Below are 19,715 nucleotides of genomic sequence, written 5' to 3'. Positions count from 1 at the left end.
CGGGGTTCAGCCGCCGATCAGGGCCTTCAGACGGGCCTCATGGCCGTCCGTCGGAAAATCGTCGGCGACCCAGCCGTCCTCGAACGCCTTGAGGATGCGTCCCGTGTCCGGTCCCGGCTGAAGCCCCAGCCGCGCCAGGTCGCGGCCGCCGACCGGCAGCCTGGGGGGCGTCCAGTCCTCGGCCAGCCGCCGCAGCGGACCGCCGTCGCCCCCTTCCGCCGCTTCCGCCCGCGCCAGCCGATCTTCAAAGGCGCGGCGCCCCAGCCGATAGAGGGCGGCCCGCGCCTCGGCCGCGCCCATGCCGGGCCTCACCACAGGCCCGTCGGCGACGGCGGCCGCCAGCCGGTCGCGCACGGCGTTGGACAGTCGCAAGCCTTCCGCAATCCCCCGCACCGCCGCCTCATCGACGGGCAGAAGCGCCGACAGCCGCAGGACAGGATCGCCGCTGCGTCGGCTCAGGGCCTCGAACATCGCCAGGGGTCGAACCTCCGGCAAGACCTGGCTCAGCACGCCCGTCCTCTCCATGGCGCGCACGCTGGCGACCGGGTCCGGCGCCGCCAGCAGTTTCAACAGCTCCTTGGACACCCGCTCGGCCGAGAGCCGCGCCATGCCGCTTTTCAGAGCGGCGCAGGCGGCCAGTCCCGTCGCGTCCGGCGCGCCCCGCCCATACCAGGCTTGAAACCGGAAGAAGCGGAGGATGCGCAGATAGTCTTCGCGGATGCGCGTTTCGGCCTCGCCGACGAAGACGATCCGCCCCTCGGCGGCGTCCGCCAGCCCCCCGCCCGTCGGATCGAACACCACGCCGGTCGCATCGGCGTAGAGGGCGTTGAGGCGGAAGTCCCGCCGCGCGGCATCCTCCGCCCAATCCTGGGTGAAGGCCACCACGGCGCGCCGGCCGTCGGTCTCCACGTCGCGGCGCAGGGTGGTGATCTCATAGGGCGCCCGCTCTGAAACCGCCGTGACCGTGCCGTGCTCAACACCCGTCGGCACAGCCTTCAGCCCTGCCGCCTTCAGCGCCGCCATCGTCTGTTCGGGCGTCAGCCGCGTGGCGATGTCGATGTCGTCCACCGCACGGCCCATCAGGCTGTTGCGGACGCAGCCCCCGACGAAGCGGGCGCAGTCGGCGCCGCCCGCCGCTTCCAGCGCCGCCATGACGGCGCGGGTGGCCGTCGCCTCCAGCCAGGGCTGGCCTTGCACCGAGGCCGTCATGCCTCAACCTCGGCGGCGTCCCGCTCGGCCGCGCGTTCCGGGTCGACATCGTCGCCGTAAAGACGCGCGTGAAGTCCCTTCAGAATGCCGGCCGTGACGCCCCAGATGTAGCGCTCCTGCCAGGGCATGGCCCAGAACCACCGCCGCAGACCGTCTTCCAGATCATAAAAGTCCCGCCGGTGATTGGCCGCGTCCATCAGAAAGTCCCAGGGCGTCTCGAACACCTCCGCCACCTCGTCCGGCGACGGCCGGGTCAGGGGCGGCTGGTCCAGCCATCCGATCACCGGCGTCACCAGAAATCCCGTGCCGGTCTCATAGGCGTCCGACAAACCCAGAACCTCGACCGCAGCGGGGTTCAGCGCCACCTCTTCGTCGGCCTCGCGCAGGGCGGCCTGGACGGCGGTTTCACCAGGGTCCAGCCGACCGCCCGGAAAGGCGATCTGTCCGGTGTGCCGGGCCAGGGTGTCGGCCCGACGGGTCAAAAGGACCGTCGCCCCCTCGGGTCGCGCCACGACCGGGATCAGGACGGCGGCTGGCCTCAACTCCCGTACAGGCCGCGCCGCCTGGGGATTGAGATCGAAATCGGAACGCGCCGGCGCCGCCTCCGCCCGCCAGGCCCCGATCGGCGCAAGCCGCTCCGAAAGTCTGCGCCTCAGGGTCTCCAGACTCACGCCACGGCTCCCAGAGGAAACACCTGCCCGCCGGACCGGACCACCAGCCGCCCGTCCGCCTCCTCGGCCGCCTCGACCAATTCATAGAAGACCGCCCGCGTGATCCGCGCCCACAGGTCACGGCGCACATGCACGCGCGGCGCCGGCTCGCCGGTCTCGGGATCTTCGTCCACCACCAGGGGATCATCAGCCCCGGCCCGCACCTCGTCGCCGACGTCGGTGGTGAAGATCAGGTCCTCCCCCTCGCGCCGCACCGCCACGGCGCGAAACGGCAGGTCCTCGACCTCGATCTTCATCTTCTCGACCGGCGTGACCAGATGATAGCCGTCCGGGTCCAGACGCAGAACGGTGGAGAACAGCCGCACCAGGGCCTCGCGCCCGATCGGCGATCCTTCGTGCATCCAGACGCCGTCGCGGCGGATCACGATGTCGATCTCGCCGCAATGGGCCGGGTTCCACAGATGAACCGGGGGCAGTCCCCGGCCGGGCGCCTGTTTCGCCGCCTCTGCGACCGCGTTCAGACCTTTGGGCGTTTCATCCGGTTCTGTCATGACGCCCCTGACTTAGTGGCTGATCGTCCTGGACGGAACCGCGAAGCGATTCTTCTTCAGCCGATCCGGCTGGCCCTCCCGTCCGATCCGGGCGAGGCGTCGCCCGCCTTCATCCCCCGCCCTCTCCCTCCCCCGGCGTCCCAGGGCCTGACCTCGAACGCCCGCGCGATGTGGCCAGAACACGCCCTCTGTTTCAACGGCTTGCGGCCTCAGCCGCCGAACGATCCGGCGCCCCGCCCGACGCCCCTATAATGACGCCCGGTCTTTGACATCGCAGAGAGAGAGAGAGCAAGGCGGGGCCGCCGCCGGACAGTCCGATCAGTGTCCAGCTGTTTTAGCAATAAGATCAAAGGCCGTCGGACAGATCGGACACATCGGACACCTTTTTTCTGGTCCGATCCCTCGGCCTTGTCAGACCCTCGCCGACGCGACGGTCAGCCCACAGCCGTCGCGGACCCCATCATCGGACAGCCCGATCAGGGCCGGTGAGATTCCGCTTGAAAAACAAGGAGCGTCGGACAGATCGGACACATCGGACACCTTTTTTGTCGGACACATCGGACACATCGGACACTGTTTTCGCGTTCAATGAGCCCGCCGGGGGAAGGTCAGCCGATGCGGACGCCGCCGGCCGCCGTTTCACTCCCGACCGCCAGCCACAGCACGCGCCGCTGATCGACCGGCCCCGGCAACTGGGCCTCGGGCGCCCCGACGAAGCCGAACCGCTCGAAATAGGCGCGGTCGCCGACCAGCAGAACCCCGCCGGTCGCCGTCATCCGGGCATGATCGACGCAGGCCTGAACCAGACGCGCCCCCAGCCCTTCGCTGCGAACCGCCGCCTCGACCGCGATGGGGCCTAAGAACAGGCCGGGCGTCGCGCCGATCACCACGGGCCACAGCCGGACAGACCCGACGATCCGGCCCTGCCGATGGGCGACGAAGCCCACGGCGGGACGCGTCCCCTCGCGCAGCCGCTCGGCCGTCTTGGCGAAACGGCCTGGGCCAAACGCGGCCAGAACCAGGGCGTCCACGCCCGCCGCGTCGGCGGGCGTTTCAAGGGCGATGGGCTCGGCGACCAGGTCAGGGGCCGAAATCTGGATAGAGGCGTGCGACATGGGCGCTCCGACGGGGGCGCGCGCACCTAGAACCAAAGCTGCGCTGAATCAAGGCGCGGTCTTGCGACGCCTTCAGCCCGCCTTCGAAAAGTCGGGCGCCCGCTTCTGGGTGAAGGCCATGAAGGCCTCCATGGCCTCGGGGCTCCGCATCTGGGATCCAAACGCCTCGCCCTCGCGCTGCATCAGGGCCCACAGACCTTCCGCATCGCGCATCAGCCGCTTGGTCTTGCGGATCGAATTGGGCGCACGGGCCGCCACCTTGGCCGCCAGATCCGCCGCCGTCGCCTCGACCGCCTCCGCCGGAACGACGCGATTGGCCAGGCCCCAGGCCGCCGCCGTCCGTCCGTCGACGGGCTCGCCCAGGGCGAACAGTTCGAACGCCCGCTGATGGCCGATCGCGGCGGGCAGCAGCAGGCTGGACGCCGCCTCCGGCGCCAGGGCCAGATTGACGAACGGAACCGACAGCAGGGCGTCCTCGGCCACCACCACCAGGTCGCAGTGCAACAGCATGGTCAGGCCGATGCCGACCGCCCGACCTTTGACCGCCGCCACCAGCGGCTTGTCGAGATCGGCCAGCGCCTTCAGGAAGCGGAACACCGACATGTCGAACGGCCTTTCCGTCTGCGAGCCGATGGCGATGAAGTCCCCGATGTCGTTGCCGGCCGAGAAGCTGTCGCCCTCGGCGCGCAGCAGCAGCACCCGCACCGTATCGTCGGTGCGCGCCTGTTCGACGGCCTCGGACAGGGCCGAATACATGGCCTGTGTGATGGCGTTCTTCTTGTCGGCCCGGTCGAGCGTCAGGGTCAGGACGCCGTCGGCCAGTTGGGTGCGGATATGTTCGCTCACGTCGTTTCCTCGTCCCGTTTGACGGCCGTCCACCAGTCGACGCCGTTCTCATCGCGCGTCCGTTTGGCGCGGCCGCGCTTTTCCAGATAGTTCAGGTGCGCCTGGGCCTCGCCCGTGGCCATGCCCAGCACCCCGTCTCCGACCGCCCGACCGAACACGGCCGGGAAGCCGTCGATCACCCTAGACGGTTGACGCAAGGTCCGTTCAAGCCGTTTCAGCGCCGTCTCATGACCGCGTTTCAGAGCGTCGAGCCGGGCGTGAACGCCCAGGAAGGGCTCCCCGTGCGACGGCAGAATGAAGGCTCCGTCCGGCAGCAGGCGCCGCAGCTTCTCCAGCGAATCCATCCAGTCGCCCAGCGGATCGGCTTCGGGCTCGGTGGGCCAGACCGAGACGTTCGACGAAATCCGGGGCAGGATCTGATCGCCGGAGATGAAAACGTCGTCAGACCTACGCCACAGGCAAACGTGCTCCGGGCTGTGTCCTGACCCGACCACCACGGTCCAGTCGTCGCCGTCGATCTGGATCACATCCTCATCCGACAGCCGCAGATAGCTGCGCGGCATCGCCGACACCCCCTTGGCGAAGCCGCCGTAATCCTTGCGCCAGCGGTCGATCTGGGCCTCGCTCCATCCGGCGGCCCGATAGTAGCGTTCGCCGTCTTCGGGGGCGTCCCCGGCCTCCTCGGCCATCAGCATCCGGGCGGTGACATATTCCAGCCGCGACATCAGCAGCGGCGCGCCGCTCCGCTCGCACAGCCAGCCGGCCAGGCCGATGTGATCGGGGTGCATGTGGGTGCAGACCAGGCGGCGGATCGGGCGCCCTTCCAGCGCGCCGGCCAGCGCTGCTTCCCAGGCCGCAATACTGTCAGGCGTGCGCAGGCCGGTATCGACCACCGTCCATCCGTCGCCGTCCTGAAGGGCGTAGACGTTCACGTGGTTCAGCTGGAACGGCAGGGTCAGCCGCATCCACAGGACGCCGGGGGCGACTTCGATCGCCTCCCCTCCCGCGGGCGTCTGGGGCATGGGGTAGGTCAGCCCTCTTGCGTCCATCCCCGTCTTCACCGCCGTCGCATCGTCCGCCAAGTGGGTCTCCAATCAAAACGCGCAGACCTTAATCCCGTCAGCCCTCCATCGTCCACAGCCGCCTTGACCCTGCCCGATTAGAAGGCCACGAAGCGTTCAGTCCTTTCAGATCTCCAAGGTGTTCCATGAAAGCCCGCTTCGCCGCCGTCCTCGCGGCGCTGATGTTCAGCGCCGTTACGGTCGCTCCCGCCGCGGCCCAGACCCGCGCCAATGACGATCGCCAGGCTGTTGCAGAAGGCTCTTCACGAGCCGCCGCAGCGCGCCAACGGCGCGAACGCCGCCCTGCGCCGCCGACGCCTGAGCAGATCATGGCGGCGGCTCAGGAACAGGCCACCCTGGCCAACACCAACTGCCAGGTCACCGAAGCCAAGCTGCTGGGCGAAACCGCCGCCAAGACCTCGGTCTATGAGGTCGCCTGCGCCACTGGCCCGGGCTTCATGATCGAATCCAAGACCCCGCCGTCGGCCACGGATTGTGTGCTTCTGGCCCATTCGGCCTCGGTGGTGCGCGAGCGCGATCCCGCCGCCGACGTCGGCCCGCAATGCACCATCCCCGCCAACACCGACACCCAGAAGGTTCTGCGCGAATACGCCCAGAAGGCGGGCGTCCCCTGCACCGTGGACCAGGCCAAGGTCCTGGGTCAGTCCAACGACGGAGGCGTCATGTATGAGGTCGGCTGCGCCGACGCGGCGGGCTTCTGGGTCAAGCAGTTGAACGACAACTGGACCAAGACCCCCTGTATCCAGGTGCTGGCTGAAGGCGGCGCCTGCGCCTTCACCACCGCCGCCGAGAATGCGGCTCAGGTGAAGCAACTGCTGGCGGGATCGGAAGCGGCGGGCTGCGACGTCACCGAGGCGCGCCTGATGGGCCAGAACGCCAACGGCATGTTCTATGAAGCCAAATGCGCCGGCGCCGACGGCGTCATCGCCCGCGTGAACGCCGAGAACGTCGTGCAGCAGATCTACCCTTGCGCCACCGCTCAGCGGATCGGCGGCGGCTGCACCTTGACGCCGGCCCCTGCTGCGGCCCCCGCCCCGGCCGGCGGCCGCCCCTAAGACAGACCGATTGACGGCAAGGGGCCGCCGGAGCGATCCGGCGGCCCTTTTGTTTGCGGCGCCTCTTTCCCGAAACCGAGACGCAGCCTAGCGTCCCCGTCATGCGCATCGCCACCTGGAACGTGAACTCGGTCAACGCTCGCCTGCCCACCGTGCTGGCCTGGCTGGAACAGGCCGCCCCCGACGTCGCCTGCTTCCAGGAGATCAAATGCGTGGACGAGAAGTTTCCGCGCGAGGCATTCGAGAGCCTGGGCTACAACGTCGAGACCCACGGCCAGAAGAGCTACAACGGCGTGGCCCTGCTGTCGAAACACCCGCTGTCGGACATCCGGCGCGGCCTGCCGGGCGACGAGACCGACGAACAGGCCCGCTATCTGGAGGCGGTGGTCGAGGCGCCCCGGCCGATCCGGGTGGCCTCCATCTATCTGCCGAACGGCAATCCGATCGGCACCGAGAAGTTCGACTACAAGCTGGCCTGGTTCGATCGGCTGAACCGCCACGCCCGCGACCTGCTGGCCTTCGAGGAGCCGCTGGCCCTGTGCGGCGACTACAACGTCATTCCCGAGCCGGAAGACGCCAAGAACCCCGCCGCCTGGACCGATGACGCCCTGTTCCAGCCCCAGAGCCGCCGGGCGTTTCGCGCCCTGAAGAATCTGGGCCTGGCCGATGCGCACGAAGTCGCCAACGAACCCGCCGGGACCTACAGCTTCTGGGACTATCAGGCCGGCGCCTGGCAGAGGAACCACGGCATCCGCATCGACTTCGCCCTGCTGTCGCCCCAGGCCGCCGATCGGCTGAAGGGGATCGAGACCCACCGCGACGCGCGCGAGATGGACAAGCCGAGCGACCATGTGCCGGTGGTGGTCGATCTGGACCTCTCGGCCGGATCGGAGGGCTGACCCATGGCCGAGGTCGTTCGGGTGGTCCTGCTGATCGCCTTGGCGGCGGCCCTGCTGACGACCCTGGCCCTGGCCCTGTCCTGGTGGATGGAGCCGCCGCGCCGGATACGCCGGGCCCTTCTGAAGGCCCTCGGCGCCCCGCCTGAGGTCGAGGCCGTTTCCCCCCGCGAGGGCCGGGCCTGCGCCCTGAACTTCGACGTCGAACAGGTGGTGGTCCTGTGGGCCAACGGCGCCCACGGCCTGGCCTACGCCTTCGAGGAGGTCGAGGGCGGCGAGATCATCGTCGACGGCCATGTGGTGGCCCGCATCCGGCGCGGCGAGACACGCAAGTCGCTGGACGTCATGGCGCCGGACGCCGAACAGGTGGTGCTGCGGCTGATGTTCGCAGACGCCCGTCATCCCGAGTTCGAACTGGCCCTGTGGGACGCCGCCCTGGCCGGCGGAACCGGCTCGCCCGGCGAGGCGCTGCGGCTGGGTCGGCGGTGGCTGTCGCACCTGGAAGCCCTGTTGAAGAGCTGATCGCCCCCTTCCGATTGGGCGGCGAGCGGTCTAGAACCCCCGCTCATTCCTAACGACACGCCTTTTTACGGGAGGCCGCCTTGGCCCGCCTATTCGACGCCTATGTCGTCGCCGACTGGACCGCCGCCGAGACCAAGAAGCTGGGCGACAGCTCGCTGTGGATCGGGGTGGCCAAGCGCGACGTCCGCTTCCGCCTCTATACCGAGACGCACAATGTCGCGACCCGGGCCGAGGGCGAGGCCCTGCTGGCCTCGATCCTGGCGGACCACCGAAAGCGCGGCGACCGGGTTCTGGTCGGGCTGGACTTCAACTTCGGCTATCCGGTCGGCACGGCCGCGCGGCTGAAGCTGGAGGGAACCCCCTGGCAGGCCATGTGGAAATTCATCGCCGCCAATGTCGTGGACAAGGCCGACAATACGAACAACCGCTATCAGGTGGCGGCCAAGATGAACCGGCTGATGACGGACGAGGCCTGGCCCCTGTGGGGCGCCCCGGCCAAACAGGCGCAGCGCTGGCTGACGACCACCAAGCCGCCCGCCGGCGCCGGCGCCGACATCCCCGAGTTCCGGGCGACCGAAAATGCGGCGCGCAAAGGCAAGCTGCAGCCCAAGAGCGTGTGGCAGATGCACGGCGCCGGCGCCGTGGGCGGCCAGACCCTGGTGGGCATTCCGGCGGTGCGCAGGCTGTTGGAAAGCCTAGGCTCTTCGGGCGCCGTCTGGCCGTTCGGCACCGGCTGGCGCGCGCTTAGCCCTGAGGATGTCGAGCCCCTGTCGGCCCTTGTGGTCGAGGTCTGGCCCTCGATGTTCGACGGCAAGCCCCATGAGGGCGAGTTCAAGGATCAGGCCCAGGTCCGCTGCACCGCCGAGGCCCTGGCCCATATGGACGAGGCCGGCGAACTAGCCAAGGCCTTCGGCCCGCCCAAGGACGCCACGCCCGAACTGATCGCCCAGGTGGAGCAGGAAGAAGGCTGGATCCTGGGGGTCTAAGACCCCCAGGTCCGTCAGGACAGGCGGTCGCGGAACTCTGACCAGTTGAATTCGCGAACCAGCTTCAGCGTGTCGGTGTCGCTGTTCCACAGGGCGATGGCCGGCAGCGGCACCCCGTTGAAGGTGTTGGTCTTCACCATCGAATAGTGGGCCTGGTCCAGAAAGGCGATGCGGGTTCCGGCGGTCGGCGCCGTGGCGAAGCCATAGTCGCCGATGATGTCGCCGGCCAGGCAGGAGGGCCCGCCCAGGCGATAGGTCACCCCGCCTTCCGCCTCGTTCAGCATGGCCGGACGGTAGGGAGCCTCGATCACGTCCGGCATGTGGCAGGTCGCCGAGATGTCGGTGATGGCGATGGGCAGGCCGTTGTGGAAGGTGTCCAGCACCTCGCCCACCAATATGCCGGCGTCCAGAGCAATGGCCTCGCCCGGCTCGATATAGACCTGAAGCCCGTAGCGCCGCCCCAGATCCTTCAGGAAGGCGACCAGGGCGTCGATGCGGTAGTCGGCGCGGGTCACATGATGACCGCCGCCCAGGTTGATCCATTTCAGATCCGGCAGCAGGGGCGCCAGCTTCGGCTCAACGGCCTGCCAGATCCGCTCCAGCGGCTCGAACCCCTGCTCGCACAGGGCGTGGATGTGAAGGCCGTCGACGCCGTTCAAGTGTTCCGGCTTCAGCTGCGACACCGGGAAGCCCAGGCGCGAGCCAAGCTGGCAGGGGTCGTATTTGGCGACCTCGCCCTCCGAATGCTCCGGGTTCAGCCGCAGGCCGATGTCGAACGTCTCGCCCTCCGCCCGCGCGGCGGCGATCAGCTCGGCGAAGCGGGCGATCTGGTCGGGGGCGTTGAAGATGACCGTGTCCGACAGCCGCAGGATCTCGGGCAGGTCGGCGGGCTTGTAGGCCGGGGAATAGGTGGTCAGGTGGCCCTTGTAGAACTCCCGCGCCAGCCGCGCCTCCCACAGGCCCGAGGCGCAGACGCCGTCGAGATATTCCCCGACGACATCGGCCAGCGACCACATGGAGAAGGCCTTCAGGGCCAGCAGCACCCGGGCGTCCGCCCGCGCCCCGACGTCCTGAAGGACGGCTAGGTTGCGACGCACCGCGACCTCGTCGACCACGAAGGCGGGCGACGGGACGCGGTTCAGATCGAACCGGGCGAAGGCGCCCGGTCCGCCGGCCTGGGTCTGCATGACCATGGGGCTTATCCTCAGAAGTCCAGCGGAGCGGACAGTTCCTCGACCGTCCAGGGCAGGCCGTGCTTGTTCAGCATGTCCATGAAGGGATCGGGGTCCAGCTGCTCCATGTTGAACACCCCCTCCCCCTTCCACTGGCCGGTCAGCATCAGGGCCGCGCCGATCATGGCGGGGACGCCGGTGGTGTAGCTGACGGCCTGGTTGCCGGTCTCGGCATAGGCGGCTTCGTGGTCGCAGATGTTCTTGACGTAGACCGTCTTCTGCGCCCCGTCCTTCAGGCCGGTGGCGATAGTTCCGATATTGGTCTTGCCCTTGGTGATCGGGCCGAGCGACGCGGGCTCGGGCAGCAGGGCCTTCAGGAACTCGATCGGAATGATCTCGCGGCCCTGGAACATCATCGGCTCGATCGAGGTCATGCCGACGTTCTCCAGCACCTCCAGGTGCTTCAGATAGGAGTCGCCGAAGGTCATCCAGAAGCGGATGCGCTTGATTTCCGGATAGAATTTGGCCAGCGACTCCAGTTCCTCATGGTACATGAGGTACATGTTCTTCGGGCCCACCCCCTCGAAGTCGAAGGTCTGTTTGTGGCTCAGCGCCGGGCCCTCGACCCACTGGCCGTTCTCCCAGTGACGCGAATTGGCGGTCACTTCGCGCAGATTGATCTCGGGGTTGAAGTTGGTCGCGAACGGCAGGCCGGTGTCGCCGCCGTTGCAGTCCAGGATGTCGAGCGTCTCGATCGAATCCAGCAGGTGCTTCTTGGTGTAGGTGGTGAAGACCGAGGTCACGCCGGGGTCGAAGCCCGACCCCAAGAGGGCCATCAGACCGGCGTCCTTGAAGCGGTCCTGATAGGCCCACTGCCACTTGTATTCGAACTTGGCCTCGTCGCGCGGCTCATAGTTGGCGGTGTCGAGATAGTTGACGCCGGCGGCCAGGCAGGCGTCCATGATCGACAGGTCCTGGTACGGCAGGGCCAGGTTCACGACCAGGGCCGGCTTGACCGACTGGATCAGGGCGGTGGTGGCGGCCACGTCGTCGGCGTCGATCGCCGCCGTGTCGATGGTCACGCCGAAGCGCGACTTCACCGATTCGGCGATGGCGTCGCACTTGGCCTTGGTGCGGCTGGCCAGGGTGATGTGCGAGAAGATGTCCGAATTCATCGCCATCTTATGGACGGCGACCGAACTGACGCCGCCGGCGCCAATGACCAGCACCCTGCTCATCTGTGCTTCTCCTGAAGTCTTGAAAGGCCTCGGCGACATCGCCGCCCGTATAAAGGGCGGGGCTCATAGCACGATGATGACAGGATCGCTAATGGGCGGGGTGACGTGACCCCCGTTTCTCATCCAGCCATAACGAGAGTCCTAGGTTGATCTGAGCTGTGATCGGCTGGGTTGGCAAGAGGCCGGTCTGCGCAGCCATCAACCAGCGCAGCAGGCCGGCCGATGTGTCCGGTGAGCGCTTCTGCATAAGCCTGCGGCGTCAGCCACCCGAGCTTCGAGTGCGGACGCTGCTCGTTGTAATCGCGTCGCCACGCCTCCAGCACGGCGCGAGCGTGCGGCAGCGAGCGGAACAGCGTCTCGTTCAGCAGCTCGTCACGCAGCCGCCCGTTGAAGCTTTCGTTGAAGCCGTTCTGCTGGGGCTTGCCCGGCGCGATGTAGTGCCAGCCGACGCCGGTGTCGTCGGCCCAGGCCAGGACCGCGTTCGAGGTGTACTCCGTGCCGTTGTCGCTGACGATGGTGTCGGGCCGCCCTCGCTGCCGGATGACGGCGTCCAACTCCCGCACGACCCGCGCGCCCGACAGCGAGGTGTCGGCCACCAGCGCCAGGCACTCGCGCGTACAGTTATCGATCACCGTCAGGATGCGGAAGCGCCGCCCGTCCGTCAGCTGGTCTGCGACGAAGTCCAGCGACCAGCGCTGGTTGGGCGCCAGCGGCAGGTCCAGCGGTCGCCGCGTGCCCATCGCTCGCTTCCGGCCGCCGCGCCGGCGCACCGTCAGTTGCTCGTCGCGATAGATCCGCTGGACCCGCTTCTTGTTGACCGCATGGCCCTCGCGCCGGAGCATCACGTGCAGACGTCGATAGCCGAACCGCCGACGCTCCTGGGCCAGGGCCTTCAGCCGGTCGCGCAGAGCGCCGTCGTCCGGGCGCGTCGCCTGATAGCGCACGCTCGTCCGATCGACGCCCAGAACACGGCACGCCCGCCTTTCGCTCATCTCGTAGGCGGCCTGCAGATGGCCAGCCGCCTCGCGATAGCCGGCGGGCGTCACCACTTTTTTCCCAGCAGGTCCTTCAGGGCCACGTTGTCCAGCATCGCGTCCGCCAGCATCCGCTTCAGCCGGGCGTTCTCATCCTCGAGCGCCTTGAGCCGCCGAGCCTCCGACACGTCGAGCCCGCCAAACTTGGCCTTCCATTTGTAAAAGGTCGCCGAGCTGACCCCGTGGCGTCGGCACACCTCCGCCGTCGCTACACCGGCCTCCTGCTCCCGCAGGATCCCGATGATCTGCTCTTCCGTGAACCTCGATCGCTTCATTCTGTCCGTCCTTCGTTGGGCGGACTCTAGCTATTCCTGGAGGAGTTTCAGGGGGTCACGTCATTAACCTTAGGACCGGTGACCGCGCGGCACCTCGAGCAGATCGCGAACCGTATCGGTGGAGGCCGCGTATTCCTCGTGGAGGTGCTGAGTCCGACCAATGGATCGGAGGGACGAAGCTCCATCTCGCTCAGCGAAATACTGGCCGAGGACCAAGCCGAAGGAGTATTTTCGATAATTCACGCCGCGGTTGATCTAGCGACCTATCAGTCAATCATCGCTGAGTTCAAAGCGGCAGGTTGGCCCACGGTGCGTACCGTCGGTGTCGGCGCGCCGATGGAGGTCAATATCCTGCGTGCGAACTGGACAGCTGCGAATGAGCCTTCCGAACCACCGTATTGACTTGACGCCGCCAACAGACATTTCCGCAAAGCTCCCCTCTAAGCCGCCTACCCGATCAACGCCCTTGCCGCCGCCCGCGCCTCATCCGTGATCTCCGCCCCCGCCAGCATCCGCGCGATCTCTTCCTGACGCCTCGCGGCGTCCAGGGCGAGGACGGTGGTGGTGGTCAGGCCGTCGCGGTCGGCTTTCAGCACCTTCCAGTGGGCGTGGCCGCGGGCGGCGACCTGGGGGCTGTGGGTGACGACCAGGACCTGGGCGCCGGTGGACAGGCGTTTCAGGCGCGAGCCGACGGCCTCGGCCACGGCGCCGCCGACGCCCTGGTCCACCTCGTCGAAGATCATGACCGGCTGGCGCATGTCCTCGCGGCTGGCGAGCGCCGCCTTCATGGCCAGGGCGAACCGGGCCAGTTCGCCGCCCGACGCAATGGCGTCCAGCGGGCCGAAGTCGGTTCCGGCGTTGGTGGCGATCTGGAAGCGGACGGTCTCAACCCCGTCGGGGCCGCGCCGGCCCTCGATCGGCTCCAGCGCCACGCGGAACCGCGCCCGCTCCAGCTTCAGCGGGCCCAGTTCGCCCATGACGGCGGCGGTCAGGCGGTCGGCCGCCGCCTCGCGCGCCGAGGTCAGGAAGGTGGCGGCCAGATCATAGGCTTCGGCGGCCTGGGCGGCCTCGCGGCCGGCGGCGGCTAAAGCCTCCTCCCCGTCCTCGATCAGGCGCAGCTGTTCGCGCAGGCGGATGCGTAAGGACGGCAGGGCGTCGACGGTGGTGTGCAGCTTGCGGGCGGCGGCGCGCAGGGCGAACAGCCGTTCCTCGGCCTTGTCCAGGCGGCCGGGCTCATAGTCGAAGGCGTCGGCGGCGGCGTCCACGGCGGCGATGGCCTCGGCCGCCTCGACCAGGGTGCGGTCGATGGCCTCGACGGCGGCCGACAGTTTGACAATGACCGGATGGTCGCCCTCGGCCCCGGCCTGACCCGCACGCTGGCGAGCGTGTTCGACGGCGCGCAGGGCGGCGCCCAGCTTCTGGCTCAGCTTGTCGCCGCCCAGCTGGGTGCGGGCGTCGGCCAGATCGGCGATGGCCTTTTCGGCGGCGCCCAAGAGGGCGCGTTCGCCGGCCAGTTCCGTCTCCTCGTCGGGGCGGGGGTCGAGCGCGTCCAGCTCGGCCAGGTTCAGGCTGATCTCCTCGGCGCGGGCGGCGGCGTCGGCCGCCTGGGCCTTCAGCTCGGCCAGTTTGGCCTCGGCGGCCTTCAGCTTTGTCGAGGCGGCGGCGACGGCCTGCAACTGCGGCTGAAGCCCGCCATAGGCGTCCAGCAGTCCCCGGTGGGTGCGCCAGTCCAGCAAGCCCACGGTTTCGTGCTGTCCGTGCACCTCGACCAGGGCGGCGCCGATCTCGCGAAGCGCCGTGACCCCGGCGGGCTGGTCGTTAACATAGGCCCGGCTGCGGCCGTCGGCGTTCAGGACCCGGCGCAGGATCAGCTCCTCGCCCGGCTGCACCTCGAACCCCTTGTCGGCGATCAGGGCCAGCAGGTCGGGATCGTCGGGGGCGCTGAAGACGGCGGTGGCCACGGCCTGTTTGGCGCCGTTGCGCACCAGGCCGGCGTCGCCGCGTCCGCCCAGGGCCAGGCCCAGGGCGTCCAGAATGATCGACTTGCCCGCCCCCGTCTCGCCGGTCAGCACGGTCAGGCCGGTCTCGACGTCGAGATCCAGCACGTCGACCAGAACGACGTCGCGGATGGAAAGGGCGGTCAGCATGACAGTTGGTCGCCGGTGGAACGAATCAGGATCACGCCGTCAGAATCGAGAGATGTGCAGGGATACACAAGGCTATTTCCCCGCCCCCCGGGCGATCAGCCCGGGATGATCCGTTGCAGCCAGCTCTCGCGCTTGGCTTCGGGCGCCTTTTCCGGGGTCTGGCCGTTTTCGGTCAGCAGGGCGTAGGCCTCGGCGTACCAAGGGCTGCCGGGGAAGTTGTAGCCCAGGACGGCGCCGTTGCGGGTCGCCTCTTCCTTCAGCCCCAGCTGCAGATTGACCTCGACCAGGCGGTACAGGGCCTCGGGCGTGTGGGAGGTGCGCTGGAACTCGGGATTGGCGATGACGGCCTTGTAGCGGTTCAGGGCCGCCAGGGGCTGGTTGGCGCGCTGATAGTAGCGGCCGATGTTCATTTCCTTGCCGGCCAGCTGGTCGTTGACCATGTCGATCTTGACGGCGGCGTCGGTGGCGTAGGGGGTGCCCGGATAGCGGCGGGCCACGTCCTTCAGACCGGCCAGGGCGGCGGTGGCGTAGCCCTGGTCGCGGCCCACGTCGGTGATCTGTTCGAAGTTGCAGACGGCCTTCATATAGAAGGCGTAGGCTGCCGACGGATTGCCGGGGAACAGCTGGATATAGCGGTCAGCCGCGGCGATGGCGTCCGTATAGTTGTTGTTCTGATAATAGGCGTAGATCTGCATCAGGATCGAGCGGCGCGCCCAGTCCGAATAGGGGTGCTGGCGTTCCACCTCCTGGAAATAGTCGACGGCGTCGGCCCAACGGCGCTGTTCCAGCCGCTGATAGCCGGTGTTGTACAGCGCCTCGACCGGGCGTTCTTCATAGGCGAGCCTGGGCCGCTTGTTCCCGGCGCAGCCGGAAATCGTCAGAGCGGCGGCCGCTGCGGCCATCAGCACCAGGCCGGAACGGAACTTGGAAACGGACAAGGACGACCCCATGACGAGCGAAAGCGGGGCCCCAAGCCCAGCTTCCAAAAACCAACGCGGCGATCTCTAGCACCCGCGACCGGGGCGCGCCATGCCGAGGAAATCTCCGTGCACGACTTGCCCTGACCGGCTCCGCTGGTAAAGAGCGCGCCAACCGACACCCGTTCATGGGGGGCGGATGACGGCGAAAGGATGACCAGCCGATGAAGCTGCTCTCAGGCAACTCCAACCGAGGCCTGTCTCAGGCCATCGCCGACCATCTGGACGCGCCCCTGACGAAGGCCCAGGTCAAGCGGTTTGCGGACAATGAGGTCTTCGCCGTCATCGAGGAGAACGTCCGGGGCGAGGACGTCTTCATCCTTCAGTCGACCAGCTATCCGGCCAACGACAATCTGATGGAGCTGCTGATCATCACGGACGCCCTGGTGCGGGCGTCCGCCAAGCGGATCACGGCCGTCATGCCCTATTTCGGCTATGCCCGTCAGGACCGGAAGACCGGCGGCCGCACGCCCATCTCGGCCAAGCTGGTGGCCAATCTGATCACCCGCGCCGGCGCCGACCGGGTGCTGACCATGGATCTGCACGCCGGCCAGATTCAGGGCTTTTTCGATATTCCGACCGACAATCTGGTCGCCATTCCGGTCCTGGCCCAGGACGTGAAGGAAAACTACGCCCGGGGCGACGACCTGATGATCGTCTCGCCCGACGTGGGCGGGGTGGTGCGGGCCCGCGCCCTGGCCAGCCGACTGAACGCCGACCTGGCCATCGTCGACAAACGCCGGCCCAAGGCGGGCGAGAGCGAGGTGATGAACATCATCGGCGACGTCGAAGGCCGTCGCTGCATCCTGTTCGACGACATCGTCGATTCGGGCGGCACCCTGGTCAACGCCGCCAAGGCCTTGATCGACCAGGGGGCGACCGAGGTCTCGGCCTATATCAGCCACGGCGTGCTGTCGGGCCCGGCGGTGCAGCGGATCACCGACGGGCCGCTGAAGGAGCTGGTGATCACCGACTCCATCGAACAACCCCACGAAGTTTTGAACTGCGCGAAAATTCGCAGGGTTTCCGTGGCTCCGCTGATCGGTGAAGCTATCCGTCGGATCGCCAACGAGGAATCGGTATCGAAGCTGTTCGATTAATCTTCGGCAAACCACTTTCGACACGTTATAAGCGCCTTCCAGTACGCGCCCCCGCCGGGGCCTCCTTTCAGTTCTGTGGACGCGCCCTATGCCCAAGGCCTTCATGACCCGCGGCCTTTCGATCGCCGCCATCGCCGCCGCCGCCCTTCTGGCCAGCTGTTCGACGAAAGAGGCCGAACCGGCCGCGCCGCCTCCGCCCCCGCCGCCCCCGCCCGTCTCGCTGAACGAGGGCGTGGCCCAGGCCGCCTCCATCTATGTGGCCTTCCTGCGCGAGGCCGAAACCATCCAGCCGGGCGGCTTCACCGACGCCGAGGCGGTTCAGGCCGCCATCCGCAAGGGCGTCGCCTTTGAGCCCGCCCAGCTGTCGCGCGGCCTGATCGCCTATGGTTCGATCATCGCGCTTCAGTCGCCCGAGTTCGTCGCCGGGGTGCGTCAGTTCGCCGTCGATCCGGTCCAGCGCCAGGAGATGGTCGCCCGCATCGTCGCCGATCCGGCCTATGCCGCAACCCTGCCCGGCGCCGATGCGGCCGCCGGCCTGATCTCGGCGACCATCGCCAAGGACGCGGTCGTCATTCGCGGCATCGCCGAGGCGGTCGAGGCCGACGCCTATACGATCCAGGAGCGCAACGACCCGCGCCGCCGCTGGGCCGTCACCCATATCCCCAACCGCGAGGTTCGGCTGGAGACCGCCAAGACCCTGTCGGCGGCGGCCATGCTGCCCTCGGCGGATGAATCGGCCAAACTGTTCGCCGCCGCCAATTCCGGCGCGGGGCTGGAAGCGGTCGAGGCGTCGCGCAAGGCGCCGCCCTATACGCCGCCGGTCGTGCGGTCCCTGGCCATCGCCGCCCTGGCCGCCCTGGGCGCCGCCGGCGAAGAGGCGCGGGCCAACACCGACGCCCTGGTGGTGGAGCCGAACAACGAATTCTGCCTGAACATGTCCAAGCTGATGCTGTTCCAATGCCTGGCGGCCTCGCGCCCCAGCTATGAGGACATGTTCTGCCTGGGCCGCCACATCACCCGCGACCTGGCCACCTGCACCACCCAGGCGGTGCTGAACACCACCATCACCGTCGGCGCCCCGGAAGAGACCGGCACGCCCCCGCCCCCGGCCCAGACGCCGGTGTCCGTCACCCTGACCCCGACGCCGGCCGCCGCCTCGGCCCAGGCGTCCGCGCCCCCGCCGTCGGGCGCCCGCTGAGCCCCCGCAGCCCCAGCCGGTTCGACGCGATAAAAAAGGCCCGCCCCGAGCGATCGGGGCGGGCCTCTTCTCTTTTGCAGGCAGCGCGCGGCCTATTCGTAGCCGTGGGCGGCCTCGTTGATCACCTGGGACGGCATAGACGAGAAGTCCACGGCGATCGGCCTGGCGACCTTGGCCTGATAGGTCCGCAGGACGTGAGTCAGGCGGCGGCGCACCTCGCGTTCGGCCTCGGTCCCGGCGTCGAGCGCCAGGGGCGCCAGGCAAAAGTCGATGATGGCTTCGGTTTGGGTCAGAGGTTCCATGGCGGTTCCCTTTCTTAAGCCGCGTGGGTGAACTGGGCGGTCTCGGTCGAGTCCTTCAGCGCCGTGGTCGAGGACGTGCCATTGGAGATGACCGTGGCGACCTGGTCGAAATAGCCGGTGCCGACTTCGCGCTGGTGGCGGGTGGCGGTGTAGCCGCGCGCCTCATTGGCGAACTCGCGCTGTTGCAGCTCGGAATAGGCCGCCATGCCGTTGTCGCGATAGCCGTCCGCCAGCTCGAACATCGAGTTGTTCAGGGCGTGGAAGCCGGCCAGGGTCACGAACTGGAACTTGTAGCCCATGGCGCCCAGCTCGCGCTGGAACTTGGCGATGGTGGCGTCGTCCAACTTGGCCTTCCAGTTGAAGGAGGGCGAGCAGTTGTAGGCCATCAGCTTGCCCGGATATTTCTTCTGGACGGCTTCCGCGAACTTCTTGGCGTCGTCCAGATCCGGATGCGAGGTCTCCCACCACAGCAGGTCGGCGATGTTGGCGTAGGACAGGCCGCGCGCGATGCAGTGGTCCAGACCCGTGCCTTCCTTCAGGCGGAAGAAGCCCTCCGGCGTGCGGTTGTCGCGGTCGATGAAGGGCTGGTCGCGCTCGTCGATGTCCGAGGTGATCAGCTGGGCGCTTTCGGCGTCGGTGCGGGCGACCGTGATGGTCGGCGTACCCATGACGTCGGCGGCCAGACGCGCGGCGACCAGATTGCGCTCATGCGCCTGGGTCGGGATCAGCACCTTGCCGCCCAGGTGGCCGCACTTCTTCTCCGAGGCCAGCTGGTCCTCGAAGTGGACGCCGGCGGCGCCCGCCTCGATGAAGGCCTTCATGATCTCGAAGCTGTTCAGCGGCCCGCCGAAGCCGGCCTCGGCGTCGGCGACGATGGGGACGAACCAGTCGCGTTTGGCGCCGCCCTCGGCATGCTCGATCTGGTCGGCGCGCTGAAGGGTGCGGTTGATGCGGCGGCACAGTTCCGGCGCGGCGTTGGCCGGGTACAGCGACTGGTCGGGATACATGGCGCCGGCCGTATTGGCGTCGGCCGCGACCTGCCAGCCCGACAGATAGATGGCCTTCAGCCCGGCGCGGACCATCTGCATGGCCTGGTTGCCGGTGACGGCGCCCAGGGCGTTGATGAAGGGCTCGTCGTGCAGCAGCTGCCACAGGCGATTGGCGCCCCGCTCGGCCAGGGTGTGGGTGATCGGCACCGAGCCGCGCAGGCGCAGGACGTCTTCGGGCGTATAGGGGCGCTCGATGCCGTCGAAACGGCCGGCGGGCGAAGGAACCAGGTCGGCGAAGGTGGTCATGGTCGAACTCGTCTTCTGAAAGGGCGCGGCCGCAGCCGCCGTCT

General features: G+C 68.1%; 20 protein-coding genes. 7 read left to right on the top strand and 13 right to left on the bottom strand.

Features of this window, described 5'->3' with window-relative positions; all coding sequences use genetic code 11:
* Positions 1-6: 6 nt before the first annotated feature.
* The 6 genes from JL11_RS07390 to JL11_RS07365 all read right to left on the bottom strand — a co-directional run bounded on the left by JL11_RS07390 (position 7) and on the right by JL11_RS07365 (position 5,474).
* Positions 7-1,209, bottom strand: a complete 1,203-nt coding sequence (locus JL11_RS07390) for a CCA tRNA nucleotidyltransferase (protein WP_054765092.1) — start codon at positions 1,207-1,209, stop codon at positions 7-9.
* Positions 1,206-1,880, bottom strand: coding sequence for a CoA pyrophosphatase (locus JL11_RS07385; protein WP_054765091.1), 675 nt, complete (start codon positions 1,878-1,880; stop codon positions 1,206-1,208). The genes JL11_RS07390 and JL11_RS07385 overlap by 4 nt, the downstream gene beginning before the upstream one ends.
* Positions 1,877-2,431, bottom strand: a complete 555-nt coding sequence (locus tag JL11_RS07380; protein WP_054765090.1) for a DUF1285 domain-containing protein — start codon at positions 2,429-2,431, stop codon at positions 1,877-1,879. The genes JL11_RS07385 and JL11_RS07380 overlap by 4 nt, the downstream gene beginning before the upstream one ends.
* 608 nt (positions 2,432-3,039) lie before the next feature.
* Positions 3,040-3,546, bottom strand: coding sequence for a GNAT family N-acetyltransferase (locus tag JL11_RS07375; protein ID WP_054765089.1), 507 nt, complete (start codon positions 3,544-3,546; stop codon positions 3,040-3,042).
* Between the two features lie 72 nt (positions 3,547-3,618).
* Entirely contained in the window at positions 3,619-4,392 is a 774-nt protein-coding gene (locus tag JL11_RS07370) for an enoyl-CoA hydratase (protein ID WP_054765088.1), read from the bottom strand.
* A complete protein-coding gene (locus JL11_RS07365; protein WP_224761322.1) occupies positions 4,389-5,474 on the bottom strand; it encodes an MBL fold metallo-hydrolase in 1,086 nt (361 codons plus the stop codon). Before JL11_RS07365 ends, JL11_RS07370 begins: the two co-directional genes overlap by 4 nt.
* Before the next feature lie 125 nt (positions 5,475-5,599).
* On the opposite strand from JL11_RS07365, the gene JL11_RS07360 reads away from it, so the two are divergent.
* The 4 genes from JL11_RS07360 (at position 5,600) to JL11_RS07345 (ending at position 8,933) form a co-directional block, all read left to right on the top strand.
* Complete coding sequence (locus JL11_RS07360) at positions 5,600-6,529, top strand: hypothetical protein (protein WP_054765087.1); 930 nt, start codon at positions 5,600-5,602, stop codon at positions 6,527-6,529.
* 101 nt (positions 6,530-6,630) lie between these two features.
* Positions 6,631-7,428 carry an exodeoxyribonuclease III gene (xth, locus tag JL11_RS07355; protein ID WP_054765086.1) on the top strand — a complete coding sequence of 266 codons (798 nt, stop codon included), beginning with the start codon at positions 6,631-6,633 and terminating at the stop codon, positions 7,426-7,428.
* Between the two features lie 3 nt (positions 7,429-7,431).
* Positions 7,432-7,947 carry a hypothetical protein gene (locus JL11_RS07350; RefSeq protein WP_054765085.1) on the top strand — a complete coding sequence of 172 codons (516 nt, stop codon included), beginning with the start codon at positions 7,432-7,434 and terminating at the stop codon, positions 7,945-7,947.
* An 80-nt stretch (positions 7,948-8,027) separates the two neighbouring features.
* The gene (locus tag JL11_RS07345) at positions 8,028-8,933 is read left to right on the top strand and encodes a hypothetical protein (protein WP_054765084.1); all 906 of its coding nucleotides are present in this window, start codon (positions 8,028-8,030) and stop codon (positions 8,931-8,933) included.
* A gap of 14 nt (positions 8,934-8,947) precedes the next feature.
* On the opposite strand, the gene JL11_RS07340 is transcribed toward JL11_RS07345, so the two are convergent.
* The 3 genes from JL11_RS07340 to JL11_RS07330 all read right to left on the bottom strand — a co-directional run bounded on the left by JL11_RS07340 (position 8,948) and on the right by JL11_RS07330 (position 12,652).
* On the bottom strand, positions 8,948-10,126 hold the full coding sequence (locus JL11_RS07340; RefSeq protein ID WP_231681428.1) for a carboxynorspermidine decarboxylase: 1,179 nt from the start codon (positions 10,124-10,126) through the stop codon (positions 8,948-8,950).
* Positions 10,127-10,137: 11 nt separating this feature from the next.
* Positions 10,138-11,343, bottom strand: coding sequence for a saccharopine dehydrogenase family protein (locus tag JL11_RS07335; RefSeq protein WP_054765083.1), 1,206 nt, complete (start codon positions 11,341-11,343; stop codon positions 10,138-10,140).
* Between the two features lie 119 nt (positions 11,344-11,462).
* Positions 11,463-12,652 (bottom strand): IS3 family transposase gene (locus JL11_RS07330; protein WP_197273355.1). Its coding sequence is split into 2 segments (ribosomal slippage): positions 11,463-12,400 and positions 12,400-12,652, totalling 1,191 coding nucleotides; the frame shifts between segments, so codons are not numbered across the junction.
* Between the two features lie 78 nt (positions 12,653-12,730).
* Here JL11_RS07330 and JL11_RS17435 point away from each other — a divergent pair.
* The gene (locus JL11_RS17435) at positions 12,731-13,054 is read left to right on the top strand and encodes a hypothetical protein (RefSeq protein ID WP_156314166.1); all 324 of its coding nucleotides are present in this window, start codon (positions 12,731-12,733) and stop codon (positions 13,052-13,054) included.
* 47 nt (positions 13,055-13,101) lie between these two features.
* Here JL11_RS17435 and recN read toward each other — a convergent pair whose 3' ends face one another.
* Both recN and JL11_RS07315 read right to left on the bottom strand, forming a co-directional pair.
* The gene (recN, locus tag JL11_RS07320) at positions 13,102-14,799 is read right to left on the bottom strand and encodes a DNA repair protein RecN (RefSeq protein ID WP_054765081.1); all 1,698 of its coding nucleotides are present in this window, start codon (positions 14,797-14,799) and stop codon (positions 13,102-13,104) included.
* A 95-nt stretch (positions 14,800-14,894) separates the two neighbouring features.
* Positions 14,895-15,749: an outer membrane protein assembly factor BamD gene (locus tag JL11_RS07315; RefSeq protein ID WP_054765080.1), complete on the bottom strand. Its 855-nt coding sequence runs from the start codon at positions 15,747-15,749 to the stop codon at positions 14,895-14,897.
* Positions 15,750-15,940: 191 nt separating this feature from the next.
* Between JL11_RS07315 and JL11_RS07310 the strand changes: the two genes are divergently transcribed.
* Both JL11_RS07310 and JL11_RS07305 read left to right on the top strand, forming a co-directional pair.
* On the top strand, positions 15,941-16,876 hold the full coding sequence (locus JL11_RS07310; protein ID WP_054765079.1) for a ribose-phosphate pyrophosphokinase: 936 nt from the start codon (positions 15,941-15,943) through the stop codon (positions 16,874-16,876).
* 88 nt (positions 16,877-16,964) lie between these two features.
* The gene (locus tag JL11_RS07305) at positions 16,965-18,074 is read left to right on the top strand and encodes a hypothetical protein (protein ID WP_054765078.1); all 1,110 of its coding nucleotides are present in this window, start codon (positions 16,965-16,967) and stop codon (positions 18,072-18,074) included.
* 92 nt (positions 18,075-18,166) lie between these two features.
* Here the strand turns inward: JL11_RS07305 and JL11_RS07300 are convergent, their stop codons facing one another.
* Positions 18,167-18,376, bottom strand: a complete 210-nt coding sequence (locus JL11_RS07300) for a hypothetical protein (RefSeq protein WP_054765077.1) — start codon at positions 18,374-18,376, stop codon at positions 18,167-18,169.
* 14 nt (positions 18,377-18,390) lie between these two features.
* Entirely contained in the window at positions 18,391-19,671 is a 1,281-nt protein-coding gene (gene aceA / locus JL11_RS07295) for an isocitrate lyase (protein WP_054765076.1), read from the bottom strand.
* Positions 19,672-19,715 lie beyond the last annotated feature (44 nt).

Source organism: Brevundimonas sp. DS20, assembly GCF_001310255.1.
Lineage (GTDB): Bacteria > Pseudomonadota > Alphaproteobacteria > Caulobacterales > Caulobacteraceae > Brevundimonas > Brevundimonas aurantiaca.
The sequence above is the reverse complement of the archived record's forward strand: the minus strand, read 5'-3'. Positions and strand labels throughout refer to the sequence as shown.